The sequence below is a fragment of the Candidatus Methylomirabilis sp. genome (assembly GCF_028716865.1).
In the GTDB taxonomy this organism is placed as follows: domain Bacteria; phylum Methylomirabilota; class Methylomirabilia; order Methylomirabilales; family Methylomirabilaceae; genus Methylomirabilis.
The window spans coordinates 1-13,144 of the sequence record NZ_JAQUOY010000042.1; the positions used below are offsets into that span (position 1 = coordinate 1).

The following is a 13,144-nucleotide window of genomic DNA, read 5'->3' on the forward strand; positions in this document are numbered from 1 at the left end:
GTCGGCGGCCTGCTGGCGGTACTCCTGGTCTACCGGCTTGCACGGGTGGATGGGCACAGCTCGCCGGTGACCCTGCTGCTCGCCGGTGTCATTGTCAATGCTGTCCTCGGCTATCTGGGCTCATTGAGCATCTTGCTCTTTGAGGGGAGTGAGTTTCGGCTCCGTCGAGTGTTTACCTGGCTCATGGGCGGGGTCGCCGTGAACGATCCGCGACAACTGTTGGCGGTGGGGCCGATCATTGTGGTAGGGATTATCGTGGCATGTGGGTGTGCGGTCCCGCTCAATGCCCTGGCGGTAGGAGAGGAGGGGGCGCAGGCTTTGGGAGTGGATCTGGATCGAGAGTCCAGAAGGATCATCGTGTTCGGGGCGCTGCTGACGGGCGCCGCGGTCAGCATCAGCGGTCTGATCGGATTCCTTGGGCTTGCCGTTCCGCATATCCTGCGTCTCCTGATCGGGTCCGACCACCGGAGGCTCTTGCCGGCCTCGGCATTGGCCGGCGCCGCCCTCCTGGTGTTGGCGGATACGGCAGCCCGCGCCATTTTGGCTCCGACAGAGCTTCCCGTCGGGATTTTCACGGCTCTGCTCGGCGGCCCGCTTTTCCTCTTCCTGCTTCGGCACAACGGACGGGAGTCCGGATGGCGATGAGACCTGGGATTCGTCTCGATGCCGTGCATTTCACCTATCCGAGCGGCTTCGGGCTTGCGAGAGTTGACCTGTTCATCGAGCGGGGCGAACGAGTGGCGATCCTGGGCCCGAATGGGGCGGGAAAGTCGACCCTCCTAAAGTTGATGTTGGGCCTGTTACACCCGGGAGAGGGGGAAATCTCTTTCGAAGGCAACGCCTTGGGCAGAATGAGTCGGGCAGAACTGGCGCGGGCGATCGCCATGGTTCCCCAAGAGCTATTGCTGCCGTACGCCCTCACGGCCAGGGAGGTGGTGCTGCTGGGACGGACACCGTATCTGCATCGCTATCATAGCCCTACTCGAGAAGATCTGGAGGCAGTACAGACGGCGATGGTCGCCACCGATCTTCTGCCCTCCGCAGGCCGTCCGTACAACGAACTCTCTGGGGGAGAACGCCAGCGGGTCATCCTGGCGATGGCGCTGGCACAACAGCCGCGCCTGTTGCTTCTTGATGAACCGACTCGTTCCCTCGATCTGTCTCACCAACTCCGGATCCTTTCGCTGATCAGAAACCTCAACATGAAGCACGGTCTGACGGTTGTCTCATCCATGCACGATCTGAACCTGTCTTCGCTCTATTTCGACCGTCTGCTCCTTCTGTCATCGGGTCGCATCGTTGCGGATGGTCCACCGGATGAGGTCATCCGGCCGGATATGATCCAGGAAGCCTTTGGCGTGCCCGTACTTGTAACGCGGCATCCCAGATGCGGTATTCCCTGGGTGACCCTCTTACCAGATGAACTCGACCTATCCTCCGCCCGCGAAGACGCCTCAGCAGGGACGATCAACCCTTGACAAAATTGGCGGCTGCAGACTATTGTAACGCTTAGTGTTAAGTGTCAAGGCTCAAGATGACGGGTCGCGAATGATGACTGCTGAGCATCCGCAGATCCGCAACTTTATTGTCTTTTCGCTGTTAGCCCATCTGGTGCTTGCCGGCCTACTCAGCGTGGCACAGTTGTCTGTCCGGCTACCTGCCAATCGGCCGCTGCAGGTCCGCATCGTCGATCAGCCGGCTCGAAGATCGATCCGGCCACCGCTTGACCACAGGATTCTCGGGGAACTCACTGCGCGCGCAGGGCGGCCTGCGGAAAAGGTGGGTCCGCCGAGAACGCCGAACAGTTCAGGGATTCCACAGCTACCATCGACCGCCGCTCGCGCAGCGATCTCAACTCCGCCACCCGCATCGGCAACAGCAGCAGAATCCGGCGCCTCTTCTGCCCATCGTACCGCGCTGACGCCATGGGTACCGCCCCCGCTGCGGACGTCACCAGGGCTCACCGCCACCCCAGGCCCGAAGGCGGCTCAAGTAGAGCCGCTTGAGGGCGAGAGCATCGGCAAGTCGACCCGCCCATCCGATCTCAGGGGTCAATTGGCCACACTTTGGAAAAATCTCGATGCCCGGCAATATCCCGGTCAGGAGGCTGATACGGGAGAGGAAGGCGATACAGGTTCTCCTACAGAGCGGACCGTCTCATTGGACAGCCAGGATTCCCGGTATGCGTCCTATCTACTTGATGTCAAAAAACGGATCGAGCATTTTTGGGGTTACCCCCCGGAGGCGCGTGGCCTGACCGGAAATCTCGTCGTGACCTTTGGGATCACCCGCGATGGCCACTTGAGCGACCTGCAACTCACGCAGACTTCCGGTATCGCCCCGCTGGATAACGAGGCGATCCGAGCGATCCGACAAGCCACCCCCTTCAATCCGTTTCCTGAGCGGATGCGCTTCGAACGGCTGAATATCCAAGCGGCCTTTTACTACCATGTCAACCGTAGGGGCATCAGGGAACGATGAGCCTCACTATCGGGATATGTTTCGGAGTAGCTGCCGTTGCGTGGGATTCGGCTCTTGCGGAGAGGCGGTGGAAGGTTTTGACGGCTCACAAGGTCCGTGATATAAATTAGATATGCTAAGTTGGCTAAATTTGGGAGAGGATGCCCTCTTTTTTCTTGAACGAGAGATGGCAGGCGTCTTTGCGATTACCGAGAGTAGCCTGTTCGATGGAATCGTCCGTTTCAAAGGACGATTACTGGTCGATCCCAGGAAGGCTGTAGCCGAACTGACGCAACGACTTGCTCCCCACGGCTATTACCCGCTGCTCCGAAGCGAGGAGGACCTGACAATCCTCCGAGTGGTGCCCTCAAAACGTTCGTTTCGTTCAGGTCCGTGGCTGAACATCCTACTCCTGCTGGCTACCCTCGTGACGACTGTATTTGTGGGCGCCACCAACCGCGGCGCTCATCCCCTGGCGAATCCCTGGTCGGTGGTGCAGGGGCTTCCTTTCGCAGTCACGCTCCTTTCGATCCTTGGTGTGCATGAGCTCGGACACTACTTTACCGCTCGACGGTATGGCATTACAGTCACGCTCCCCTATTTTATCCCGGCGCCGGTTGGGCTCGGGACCTTCGGGGCATTCATCAGGATGAAGTCGCCGGTGACCGACCGCAGCGCGCTTTTCGACGTCGGGATCGCAGGACCGCTTGCAGGGCTCTGCGTGGCACTTCCGGCTATCGTCGTGGGTCTGCGCTGGTCGGAGTTGATAGATGCAGGCTCGGCGGGACATGTCGGCATCGCCCTTGGGACACCGCTCATGTTTTCACTCCTGCAGTGGTTAACGCTGGGACCGATACCCCAAGGAGGCGATGTGCTGTTGCACCCGGTGGCGTTCGCCGGCTGGATCGGTCTGTTCGTGACGGCGCTGAATCTGCTCCCGATTGGTCAACTGGATGGTGGCCACATTGCGTATGCGCTGGCGGGAAAGCATCACCGGAAGGTGGCAATCTTCACACTGCTCATGCTGATTGGTATGGGGATTGCGTATTGGCCAGGATGGCTGTTCTGGGCATCCCTCTCCCTTGTCCTGGGGTTGAAACACCCCCCTCCCCTGAATGACGTGACCCCGCTGGATGAACGCAGGAGGCTGGTCGGCTTCGCGTCGCTACTGCTGTTGCTGAGCGTGATTACGCCATCCCCCTTCAATTTCTCGGAGTCATAAGTCGATCGATGGAGAGACAGAGGGTTCGGAAATCGAAGGAGCCACCACTCCGGTTCCAATGAGGAAGGAACGACACGGATTGTTTAAGCATCTGCTGTATCGTTTGTACGAAGGGCGGCTGTTTCAGGAAGTTCGAGGCGGAGAACTGCCCCGGCACATCGGTCTGATCCTCGATGGCAATCGGCGATACGCAAGGGAACACGGGTATGCCAGCCTCCTTGAAGGACACCGGAAAGGAGCGGAGAAGCTGGAAGAGGTCCTGAACTGGTGCCAGGAGCTTGAAATCAGGATGGTGACCGTGTGGATCTTTTCTACTGAAAACATATCCCGAAGCCAAGAGGAGGTAGACGGTCTCCTGGCACTGATCGAGAAGAAGATGCGCGACATTGCCCAGGATCCCAAGGTACATCGGAAGCGGATGCGGATCAGGGCTATCGGCAAGATGGAACTCCTCCCTCCGTCCACGGTGCAGGCGATCCGTGAGGCAGAGGAGGCCACGCGGGACTATGACGCCTTTTTTCTGAATGTCGCCGTCGGGTATGGCGGACGACAGGAGATCGCGGATGCTGTTGCGACCATGCTCAGGGACAAATCGGAAAGAAATATCCCACTGGAAAAGATCATCGATGATATTTCCATCGACGAGATTGGCAAGTATCTCTATACCTATGACCTGCCCGATCCTGATCTCATCATCCGGACCAGCGGTGAAGTTCGACTGAGCGGGTTCCTGCTCTGGCAGAGCGCGTACAGCGAGTATTACTTTTGTGACGCCTACTGGCCGGTTTTTAGAAAGATCGACTTCTTTCGCGCCATTCGAAGCTTTCAGCAGCGCGAGCGCCGGTTTGGGGTATGAGTGAAAGGGCGGCCTTCAATCGCTCCAGAGTCAGGAGGGTAATCGTATGAAGCCTATCAGACAACTGACAGCACTCCTCGCGCTATGCCTCTTAGTGCAGATGACCGCAGCGTCCTGGGTGAGGGCCGAAGAGACCAGCCTGGGTGCGGATGTGTCCGCCGGCGCGGTCAGCGTCATTGCCACCGTCATCACGCTGCCGCTCAAGCTTATCACCTGCGCTGCGACGGTGGCGCTTGGTGGGACGGCCTATGGGCTGACCATGGGGACCAGCGAGATCATTCGGGAAGAGTTGGTAGCCGGAACCAATCAGACCTGCGGCGGGCGATTCTACGTGTCGCCCCAGCAGGTCAAGCAGCTTGTGAGAGAACCAGAACTGCGAAGGTAGGTGGGGCAGCTTGTCCACCTCCCCTCGTCGTCATCAATCCATGGGGTAGCCGCGCAATGCGCTTCGGCGGCGGCAGAACGGCTCCCCGAACCTATTGGAGGCGCCAATGAAGATGACCGTACGGGTTGTTGTGCTTGCACTTGTGATGTCGATGGCCCTCACCACCCAGGCCGTTGCCGGGGAACTGACTCATTCGACGCGGGGCCAGAAGGCACTGAGAGGTGCCGCCAATCTGACCCTTGGGCTGTTCATCGAATGGCCGAAAATGATCTGCTATGAGGCGCGAGAGCAGGGTCCGCTTTTGGGGATCCCCTCAGGATTCCTTGCCGGTTTTGGTCTCGGATTGATGCGAATGGGCGTTGGGGCGTACGAACTCGTCACCTTCCCGGTCGCGATCCCGGACGATTATCGACCGATCTTGAGTCCACGTTATCCCTTTGAACCGGGACGGACGGTGGTGTCGCCCGCCCTCATCGCGCGCCCACAAGAAGGCGACAGGCCCTAGTCAAGCTGTCGCCGAGCCCCTCGCGTGAGCTTCGCTCACTGGCCTGCACTCTTTACCAGTGTGAGCGCGACTGAATTGATGCAGTAGCGGAGGCGTGTCGGCGGTGGCCCGTCAGCAAAGACGTGGCCCAGGTGCGCGTCGCACCGGCTACACCGCACCTCGGTGCGACGCATCAACAGGTCGGTATCCTCTACGGTCTTGATCTGCTCTGGCGCCAGAGGGGCCCAGAAGCTGGGCCACCCGGTTCTAGAGTCGAACTTTGCGTCCGAGCCAAACAATTCATTCCCGCAGCAGACGCACTGGTAGATTCCATCTTCTTTGCAGTCGTGGTATTCACCAGAAAACGGCCTTTCAGTCCCCTTCTGCCGACAGACATAGAACTGCTCCGGCGTGAGCTGTGCCTTCCATTCCTCATCGGTTTTGGGTAGCTTATCATTCATTAGTACGTGTCGCTTATGCTGGATTGCGTAGACCGGAGAGGTCAACGCGCCACTGATATTCTTCGAGGTAGAAGTTGAGGTCGATTGAGTATAGCTGCTCCTTCACGGATCTGGGGGAGCCCTTGGTCTCGAAAAGCAGTGTGGCCGAAACGACGACGTGACTAGGCGAAACTGGTGCGATCTGGAGATTGTGAAGGCGCTTGTCGCAGCATGCGAGTTGCCACGGACTTCTGTCCATCCTTTGAGTGAATATGTCCTTCGAAATGGCGGAGCGGCTCTGGCTCGTGCCTTGCTCCCACATCGACCACCATTCGTGATAGCCCCACTGATCAAGTAGCCGTTGAAAGCGGTCCCGGACGATGTCAACGTGAGCCGCGTCCCCAGCAGTGGAGTGGACTGCCGGAAGAAACAGAAGCCATAACGTCAGTGTGGCGGGAATTGCAGTACTGGCTTTCATGCGGATTGATCCCTTGGTCTATCGACGAGTTGTCGTTTTTCGTCATTGCAAACGACGATTATACTGGCGTGTATAGTATTACCCGATAAATCCTGACGCTAGTCGCAATTCTCCTGTCATTCCTCAGAGTTGTCAACGGAATTTCAACGGTGCCGATAGCGGCAAAGGCCGCCCCGATGGTCGGCATAATCTTATTTTCCGGGAACTGGCCTCGGGCGTGCTTGCCCTTTTCCTCGGGAAAGCTTACGATTAGGCGACAATCTGCTTTTGTAACTTTCTACCAACAGCCGCATAGGAGGAGTCACGGTGCCGCTGGTCAAGGTCAAGCAAAAGTTCCAGGTGACACTTCCCGCCTCGGTACGCCGGAAGATGGAGGTGGCGGTGGGGGATCTCTTAGAGGCCGACGTTCGTGGTAAGAAAATTACGCTAACCCCGAAGGTGGCCGTCGATCGGGCTCTTATTGAGAAACGCTTGGCTGAGAGCTTTGAAGACTTTCGCAAAGGGCGAGTGCACGGCCCGTTCTCCTCGACCAAGGAAGTGACTCGAGCGCTGCGGGCGGGCAAGTCACGTAAGACTGCCTGATGCGGGCTGTCTTCAGTGAAGGTAATGGGATCGAGGAGGGATAGCAGATTACTCTAATAAGATGATGTGGTGCCGAAGCGGGGACTCGAACCCCGATGGGCGTACGCCCACTGCGCCCTGAACGCAGCGCGTCTACCAATTCCGCCACTTCGGCATGGCTCATCGCAAGTTGCTTACGCTCATTACTTGTAAAGGGTCAACGCTGAAAAGTCAACGGAAAAGCGCAGGAGTAGTTAGCTACTCAGGTAGATAGACTGAAGGCTGAAGGCTCTTAGGGGTAAGTCATGCGTGATCACACAAAACTTCGGGCATTTGAGTTGGCTGATGAAGTGGCAATGTTGGTGTATCGGGTAACCGCAGGGTTTCCGAAAACAGAGATGTTTGTGCTGACTTCTCAAATACGGCGGGCAGCAGTTTCAGTTCCTTCTAACATCGTGGAGGGTTGCGCTCGTGACAGCGAGGCAGATTATCTCAGATTTCTCACTATAGCCTTCGGGTCCTTGAGGGAACTGCGCTATCAACTACATTTGGCAAAGCGTTTGGGCTTCTTGCCCAATGAGGAGTCCTGCCTGATAGAACCAAAGATCGTGGAAACCGAGAAGGTCTTGAATGGATTGATTCGTGCCTTACGAGATGATTTATAGCCTTCAGCCTTCAGCCTAAACGCCTGAGTAGTTACGCGCAGGAAGAGCTCATGGATTACGAAGACGATCATATGTGTTTTGTCTGCGGCAAGCAGAACGGAGACGGGCTGCACCTCGATTTCGAGCTGATCGGTGATGATCGCATCCGGACCGAGTTTACCCCATCGAAGCGGTTTCAGGGCTGGAAGGACGTCCTGCATGGGGGTATTATCGCGACCATTCTCGATGAGGTGATGGTCAACGGCGCCTACTTGCGGCAGATCATGGCCGTAACCACCAAGCTCCAGATTACGCTCAGGCGCCCGGTCGCCATTGGAGAGCGGGTCGTCTTCTACGGGCAGATCCTGAAGCAGGGCGCCAGAACAGTCGACATGAAAGCCTGGGCCGAGGGGGAGAATGGGACGATCGTTGCCGAGGCCACCGGCCTTCTGATGAAGATCCGAGGGTAAGAAGGGGGATCAGGTGCGGCGGATCGTGACGTTGCTGACCGACTTTGGACTGAGCGATCCGTTTGTCGGCATGATGAAAGGGGTGATCCTCGGGATCAACCCCCATGCGGTGCTCGTCGATCTGTGCCATGGCAGCAAGGCCTACGAACCCTCTGAGGCGGCATTTGCTCTCATTACGGCGTATCGCTTCTTTCCTCAAGGCACGATCCACGTCGCGGTGATTGACCCAGGGGTCGGCGGGCCTCGCCGCCCACTCCTGGTGACCTGCGACGGCCATCTGTTCATTGGCCCGGACAACGGACTCCTGGCCCCGCTCGCAGAGAAGGCCGAATCGTCGGGCGTCAGGGCCATCACTGCTACCCGGTATTTTCTTCACCCCGTCAGTGTTACTTTTCACGGCCGCGACATCTTTGCGCCTGTCGCCGCCCATCTTTCGCTCGGGGTTGAGCCTGCCGAGCTTGGAGAACCGATCGATGACTATGTCCGCCTGACGCTCCCACGCGCGGCGCCGTTCGGGACCTCCGGGATCAAGGGGGAAATCCTTCACATCGATCGGTTCGGTAACCTGGTGACAAATGTTACCCGTGTCGACCTGAAACATCTGGCGGCTGGAGATTTACCTGCGGAATTCTTGGTCCACGTTGCCGGCCTGGAGGTTCCGATTGTTGCCTACTATGGTCAGGTTGCCCCTGGTGTGCCTGGCGCCGTTATTGGAAGCGCGGACTGCCTGGAAATCTTTGTGAATCAGGGGGATGCGTCCAGGCTCCTCGGCGTAGGACGAGGAGCCGAGGTTGTGGTCGGCAGGAAGGATGGCGAAGAGTCGCGTCTTTGACAAGCTATGAAGCACTGTGTTAGGCTCAACCACTACGGTACGGTTTGGCTGCAGTGCATGTGGCCACTGGCTTTGTAGATGGATGAGAGAGAATGGCGAAAGCACCATTCGCAGATTTTTACAAAGGGGTCTCCAACGACGCCCTTGGCGCGTATCTGAAGCGGATTGCTCAGGTTCCCCTCCTGAAGAAGGAGGAGGAGCTTATTCTGGGAAAGGCCTCTCAACAGGGAGATGAGAAGGCCTTGAAACAACTGGTGGAGGCCAACCTCCGTTTCGTGGTCAAGGTGGCCCTTCGTTATCGAGGATGCGGTCTGTCGCTGCCGGATCTGATCAACGAAGGCAACATCGGTCTGCTCGAAGCCGCGCGCCGCTACTCTCCGGACTACAACGTGAAGTTTATCACCTATGCAGTCTGGTGGATTCGACAAGCGATCATGCAGGCCTTGGCCGCAGGTGGGGGGGCGGTGAGGCTTCCGCTCCGCAAGGCTCGCCTCGCATCACGACTTGACGAGGTCCGCGCCGACCTTTCGCAGCAGCTACAAGCAGCGCCGACAGACTCAGAGGTAGCGGAAGAATTGGATCTGAGCGTAAGCGACCTGGAGGGGGCATTACACCGGGCGGGTCAGTTGGCGTTTCTCAGCGATGAGATCGGCCTTGAACAACGGATTGGGATGGAGTTATACGACTCGAAGCAGCTCCCTCCTGCCGACTACGAACTGATCCGGAGGTCGTTCCGCGAAGAGGTGGAGCGGATGCTTGGCAGTCTTACCCCCAGAGAGCGGCTTATTGTGGAGTTGCGCTTCGGGTTGGGGCAGGAAGATGCGATGACCCTCAAAGAGGTTGGTAAGCGACTTACGCTCTCGCGGGAGCGGGTCCGACAGATCGAGGAGCGCGCCAAACAGAAATTGCGCGTCATGGCCAAATCCAGACATCTGAAAGATTACTTGAATTAGACCTTCTCGCCTGCCGAACCACTCACCATGACGAGAGGGGCGGGATATTTCACTTGAAATGGATGGTAGTCGGATCGATAGGCCCTGACCCTTCACTGGTGATCAGGGCTTTTGTTTTTTTGCCTCGTGCAGCTCTTCAGGCTGATTGTTTCAGGGGGATGCATGGCCGACCAGTATGACAGCGCGGAGGCAGCGCGATGGCGGATGGTAGAGCAGCAGCTCAAGGCCCGAGATATTGTCGATGAGCGGGTCCTCGACGCGATGGGGAGGGTCCCCCGCCATCTGTTCGTAGAGCCGGCCCTGGAATATTATGCCTACGAAGACCGTCCTCTCTCTATCGGGGCGGGACAGACTATTTCCCAGCCGTATATTGTAGCGCTCATGATCCAGCTCCTCCGGGTGCAACCATGGCATCGGGTCCTTGAGGTTGGGACCGGTTCGGGCTATCAGGCCGCTATCCTGGCCGAACTGGCGGCCGAGGTCTATACCGTCGAGATCATCCCCTCACTTGCAGAAGAAGCCTGTACCCGCCTGGCGGCTCTCGGATACGGGAATGTGCATGCTCAACAGGGGGATGGATACGAGGGGTGGCCAGAGGTTGCTCCCTTTGACGGGATTGTGGTCGCTGCCGGCGCTCCGCAGATCCCGCTCCCGCTGATCGAGCAGCTACGCGAGGGGGGACGAATGGCGATCCCGGTAGGGATTGCGAGGGGGACGCAGGATCTGATTCTCGGAGAGAAACGCGGCGGGAAATTTCTGGTTCGCTCGATTGCGCCTGTGGTCTTCGTACCGTTGACGGGAAAGGGAGGCGCTCAGGACTGGTAATAGCTCGTAGTTCAGAGTTCAGGGTTCATCGTGTATGCAGACACAGCCCTCCCCAGAACGCCGGGCATAGTACTTAGAACGTAAATCTCGCTTTCTCTATGAACCTCGAACCTTGAACTTTGAACCGTGAACTACTGTGATCCCACTCAGGGATAACATCCCCTCCGATCGTACCCCCGTCGTCACGGTTGGGCTCATCGCCGCTAATATCCTTGTTTACTTGAACCAGTTGACGCTGCCACCACGGGCGGCGGTACAGTTTGTCCACCTGTATGGTCTCATTCCACTGGAGATCAGTAGTGGCGACCTCCTGGTTCCACATCCTGTTCCGCTCTACGCCACCGTCTTCACCTCGATGTTCGTGCATGGCGGCCTGTTCCATCTTGGCGGCAACATGCTTTATCTCTGGATCTTCGGCGATAACGTGGAAGACAGGCTTGGGCGACTCAAGTACCTGATCTTTTATCTGCTCTCCGGACTGGCGGCGGCGGCGGCCCAGATTTGGGCTAATCCCGACTCAAAGATCCCGATGATCGGAGCCAGCGGGGCGATCTCCGGCGTGCTGGGAGCCTATCTCTTCCTTTTCCCGAATGCCCGTGTCCTCACTCTTATTCCGCTCGGTTTTTTCTATCGGGTTGCAGAGATCCCGGCGTTAGTCGTTCTGGGGTTCTGGATCATCGTTCAGATTCTCAACGGTGCCATGACGCTGGGCGCTCAGGTGGGGGGCGTTGCATGGCTCGCCCACATCGGGGGGTTCGTGGCAGGTCTCGTGATGGTGGTACTGTTGACCGGAGGCCGCAGACAGCTTCACTGGGGGGATCGGCTATTATAAGCGACACCACGTGACGAATGACTCTGAGCCGTCAGGAATTCCAGCAACTGGTCTCTCGGGCGATCGCGTCTCTTCCGCGGCGAGTGGTGAAACGGCTCAACAACGTCGAGGTCGTGGTCAAGGATCGACCCACGCACGAGGAGTTGGCGATGGCCGGAACCGATCCAGCGCAGACCCTCTTTGGCCTGTATACCGGTATCCCGCTCACAGAGCGGAGCACCTCGTACGGAATGGTCCTGCCGGATAAGATTACGCTGTATCAGCGATCGATTGAAGAGGGCTGCCGGACCAAGCGAGAGATACAAGAGCAGATCCGCACGACCCTGCTGCACGAGATCGGTCACCATTTTGGCCTCTCCGAAGATGACTTGGAAGAGGCCGGGTACAGGTAATGCCACGGTTCCCGCCCCTGGAAAACTCTTGACACTTTCTGGCAACCCCCGCTAAGATCGCGCCGGTCTTGCGTTTGCATTGAGGATCGAGGAGGATCGATGGCTGCGAGGGGACGGCGTCAAGAGGCCAGGTTTTACGAGCTGTACTGCATCGTATGCGGCAGGACCTGCACCGAGCAGGAGAGCAGCACGCGCTGCGTCAGTTGCGGCAATCCGCTCGGCGTGCGTTATGACTACGCCTATATCAGGGCTCGCCTGAATCGATACTCGCTCAAGACCTCTCCGATCAAAGCGCTCAAATACCTCGATTTCTACCCCATCCTCAACCTCGATCTGGTGGTCTCTCTTGATGAGGGGGGGACGCCGCTGTACCGGTGTCATCGGCTGGCGGAAGAGTTGGGGATCAAACATCTCTACATCAAGAATGAAGGCTTGAATCCGACCGGCGTGTTCAAGGATAGAGGGACGCTCGTAGAGATCACCAAGGCCAAAGAGCAAGGCGCCAAGGCGATCTGCGTGGCATCCACCGGGAATATGGCCGGCTCCGTCGCGGCCTATGCCTCGATCGCCGGGCTGCCGTGTTATGTGGCGGTGCCGGAGGGGACTCCGATCGGAAAGATGTCCCAGGCCCTCTCCTATGGCGCCCGGGTGCTCCAGATCCGAGGGACGTACAACGACGCGGCCTCCATCGCGGAGCAGATGAGTCAGCGCTACAGATTTTACCTGGCCGGCGATTACGCCTTCCGCATCGAAGGCCAGAAGTCGCAGGCGTTCGAGATTGTGGAGCAGTTGGACTGGCAGGCCCCCAGCGTCGTCATTGTCCCCATGGGGTGCGGGACGAACATCGCCGCCCTCTGGAAGGGATTTAAAGAGTTTCATGAACTGGGCTTGATTTCGTCTCTGCCACGGATGATCGGTATCCAGCCGATCGGCTGTCAACCGATCGTAGCGGCATTTAACCAGGGAAGGGACGATATTGTGCCGGTACAGAAACCGGAGTCGGTCGCCTCGGCGCTGATGGCAGGCGATCCGTTGGATGGGCTGAAGGCACTGGCGGCACTCCGCGAATCGGGCGGATGTGCCCTCTCGCTCAGCGATGGCGAGATCTTGCAAGCCCAGCAGCAGATTGCGCGCCATGAGGCGATCTTCGTCGAGCCGTCCGGGTCGCTTCCCGTTGGGGCGCTCACGCCGCTGCTCACCAGCGGGCGCGTGAGGGCGGACGAGGTCGTGGTCTGCCTCGCCACAGGGAACGGGCTCAAGGATCCTAAGGCGGCGCTGCGAGTCCTGCCGTCGCCGGCCACGATCGATCC

The 13,144-nt window shown here is 58.3% G+C and carries 17 protein-coding genes and 1 tRNA gene; 16 read left to right on the top strand and 2 right to left on the bottom strand.

The features are described from left to right. The 7 genes from PHV01_RS12220 to PHV01_RS12250 form a co-directional block, all read left to right on the top strand. A partial coding sequence (locus PHV01_RS12220; protein ID WP_337291436.1) for an iron ABC transporter permease occupies nucleotides 1–645 on the top strand: 645 nt, incomplete at its 5' end. Then, on the top strand, nucleotides 636–1,478 hold the full coding sequence (locus tag PHV01_RS12225; RefSeq protein ID WP_337291437.1) for an ABC transporter ATP-binding protein: 843 nt from the start codon (nucleotides 636–638) through the stop codon (nucleotides 1,476–1,478). The genes PHV01_RS12220 and PHV01_RS12225, both read left to right, overlap by 10 nt. Nucleotides 1,479–1,548: 70 nt before the next feature. After that, the gene (locus tag PHV01_RS12230; protein ID WP_337291438.1) at nucleotides 1,549–2,481 is read left to right on the top strand and encodes a TonB family protein; all 933 of its coding nucleotides are present in this window, start codon (nucleotides 1,549–1,551) and stop codon (nucleotides 2,479–2,481) included. A gap of 166 nt (nucleotides 2,482–2,647) precedes the next feature. Continuing rightward, nucleotides 2,648–3,682, top strand: coding sequence for a site-2 protease family protein (locus PHV01_RS12235; protein ID WP_337291439.1), 1,035 nt, complete (start codon nucleotides 2,648–2,650; stop codon nucleotides 3,680–3,682). Nucleotides 3,683–3,761: 79 nt separating this feature from the next. Beyond that, the gene (uppS, locus tag PHV01_RS12240) at nucleotides 3,762–4,538 is read left to right on the top strand and encodes a polyprenyl diphosphate synthase (protein WP_337291440.1); all 777 of its coding nucleotides are present in this window, start codon (nucleotides 3,762–3,764) and stop codon (nucleotides 4,536–4,538) included. Between the two features lie 46 nt (nucleotides 4,539–4,584). Beyond that, nucleotides 4,585–4,923 carry a hypothetical protein gene (locus PHV01_RS12245; RefSeq protein ID WP_337291441.1) on the top strand — a complete coding sequence of 113 codons (339 nt, stop codon included), beginning with the start codon at nucleotides 4,585–4,587 and terminating at the stop codon, nucleotides 4,921–4,923. Between the two features lie 106 nt (nucleotides 4,924–5,029). Next, on the top strand, nucleotides 5,030–5,428 hold the full coding sequence (locus PHV01_RS12250) for an exosortase system-associated protein, TIGR04073 family (protein ID WP_337291442.1): 399 nt from the start codon (nucleotides 5,030–5,032) through the stop codon (nucleotides 5,426–5,428). 35 nt (nucleotides 5,429–5,463) lie between these two features. On the opposite strand, the gene msrB is transcribed toward PHV01_RS12250, so the two are convergent. Then, the gene (gene msrB / locus PHV01_RS12255; protein ID WP_337291443.1) at nucleotides 5,464–5,868 is read right to left on the bottom strand and encodes a peptide-methionine (R)-S-oxide reductase MsrB; all 405 of its coding nucleotides are present in this window, start codon (nucleotides 5,866–5,868) and stop codon (nucleotides 5,464–5,466) included. Between the two features lie 763 nt (nucleotides 5,869–6,631). On the opposite strand from msrB, the gene PHV01_RS12260 reads away from it, so the two are divergent. Then, a complete protein-coding gene (locus tag PHV01_RS12260) occupies nucleotides 6,632–6,907 on the top strand; it encodes an AbrB/MazE/SpoVT family DNA-binding domain-containing protein (protein ID WP_337291444.1) in 276 nt (91 codons plus the stop codon). 67 nt (nucleotides 6,908–6,974) lie between these two features. Here PHV01_RS12260 and PHV01_RS12265 read toward each other — a convergent pair. After that, nucleotides 6,975–7,061, bottom strand: a tRNA-Leu gene (locus tag PHV01_RS12265). Between the two features lie 130 nt (nucleotides 7,062–7,191). Here PHV01_RS12265 and PHV01_RS12270 point away from each other — a divergent pair. The 8 genes from PHV01_RS12270 to PHV01_RS12305 all read left to right on the top strand — a co-directional run. Continuing rightward, entirely contained in the window at nucleotides 7,192–7,551 is a 360-nt protein-coding gene (locus PHV01_RS12270) for a four helix bundle protein (protein WP_337291445.1), read from the top strand. Between the two features lie 50 nt (nucleotides 7,552–7,601). Beyond that, entirely contained in the window at nucleotides 7,602–8,000 is a 399-nt protein-coding gene (locus PHV01_RS12275) for a PaaI family thioesterase (protein WP_337291446.1), read from the top strand. 13 nt (nucleotides 8,001–8,013) lie between these two features. Beyond that, nucleotides 8,014–8,832 (top strand): SAM-dependent chlorinase/fluorinase, encoded by an 819-nt coding sequence (locus tag PHV01_RS12280; protein WP_337291447.1) that lies wholly within the window; start codon nucleotides 8,014–8,016, stop codon nucleotides 8,830–8,832. A 92-nt stretch (nucleotides 8,833–8,924) separates the two neighbouring features. Further along, nucleotides 8,925–9,785, top strand: coding sequence for an RNA polymerase sigma factor RpoD/SigA (locus PHV01_RS12285; RefSeq protein ID WP_337291448.1), 861 nt, complete (start codon nucleotides 8,925–8,927; stop codon nucleotides 9,783–9,785). 162 nt (nucleotides 9,786–9,947) lie between these two features. Continuing rightward, entirely contained in the window at nucleotides 9,948–10,610 is a 663-nt protein-coding gene (locus tag PHV01_RS12290; protein ID WP_337291449.1) for a protein-L-isoaspartate(D-aspartate) O-methyltransferase, read from the top strand. 136 nt (nucleotides 10,611–10,746) lie between these two features. Next, nucleotides 10,747–11,442 (top strand): rhomboid family intramembrane serine protease, encoded by a 696-nt coding sequence (locus tag PHV01_RS12295; protein WP_337291450.1) that lies wholly within the window; start codon nucleotides 10,747–10,749, stop codon nucleotides 11,440–11,442. A gap of 17 nt (nucleotides 11,443–11,459) precedes the next feature. Further along, nucleotides 11,460–11,834, top strand: coding sequence for a metallopeptidase family protein (locus PHV01_RS12300; RefSeq protein WP_337291451.1), 375 nt, complete (start codon nucleotides 11,460–11,462; stop codon nucleotides 11,832–11,834). A gap of 99 nt (nucleotides 11,835–11,933) precedes the next feature. Continuing rightward, the coding region (locus PHV01_RS12305) for a threonine synthase (RefSeq protein ID WP_337291452.1) at nucleotides 11,934–13,144 on the top strand (1,211 nt) is incomplete at its 3' end.

What these genes read in the sequence shown, in the direction of transcription:
- PHV01_RS12275 (WP_337291446.1), top strand. Translation starts at nt 7,602, where the DNA reads ATGGATTACGAAGACGATCATATGTGTTTTGTCTGCGGCAAGCAGAAC.
- PHV01_RS12290 (WP_337291449.1), top strand. Translation starts at nt 9,948, where the DNA reads ATGGCCGACCAGTATGACAGCGCGGAGGCAGCGCGATGGCGGATGGTA.
- PHV01_RS12230 (WP_337291438.1), top strand. Translation starts at nt 1,549, where the DNA reads ATGATGACTGCTGAGCATCCGCAGATCCGCAACTTTATTGTCTTTTCG.
- PHV01_RS12270 (WP_337291445.1), top strand. Translation starts at nt 7,192, where the DNA reads ATGCGTGATCACACAAAACTTCGGGCATTTGAGTTGGCTGATGAAGTG.
- PHV01_RS12235 (WP_337291439.1), top strand. Translation starts at nt 2,648, where the DNA reads ATGGCAGGCGTCTTTGCGATTACCGAGAGTAGCCTGTTCGATGGAATC.
- msrB (WP_337291443.1), bottom strand. Translation starts at nt 5,868, where the DNA reads ATGAATGATAAGCTACCCAAAACCGATGAGGAATGGAAGGCACAGCTC.
- PHV01_RS12245 (WP_337291441.1), top strand. Translation starts at nt 4,585, where the DNA reads ATGAAGCCTATCAGACAACTGACAGCACTCCTCGCGCTATGCCTCTTA.
- PHV01_RS12225 (WP_337291437.1), top strand. Translation starts at nt 636, where the DNA reads ATGGCGATGAGACCTGGGATTCGTCTCGATGCCGTGCATTTCACCTAT.
- PHV01_RS12300 (WP_337291451.1), top strand. Translation starts at nt 11,460, where the DNA reads ATGACTCTGAGCCGTCAGGAATTCCAGCAACTGGTCTCTCGGGCGATC.
- PHV01_RS12250 (WP_337291442.1), top strand. Translation starts at nt 5,030, where the DNA reads ATGAAGATGACCGTACGGGTTGTTGTGCTTGCACTTGTGATGTCGATG.
- PHV01_RS12285 (WP_337291448.1), top strand. Translation starts at nt 8,925, where the DNA reads ATGGCGAAAGCACCATTCGCAGATTTTTACAAAGGGGTCTCCAACGAC.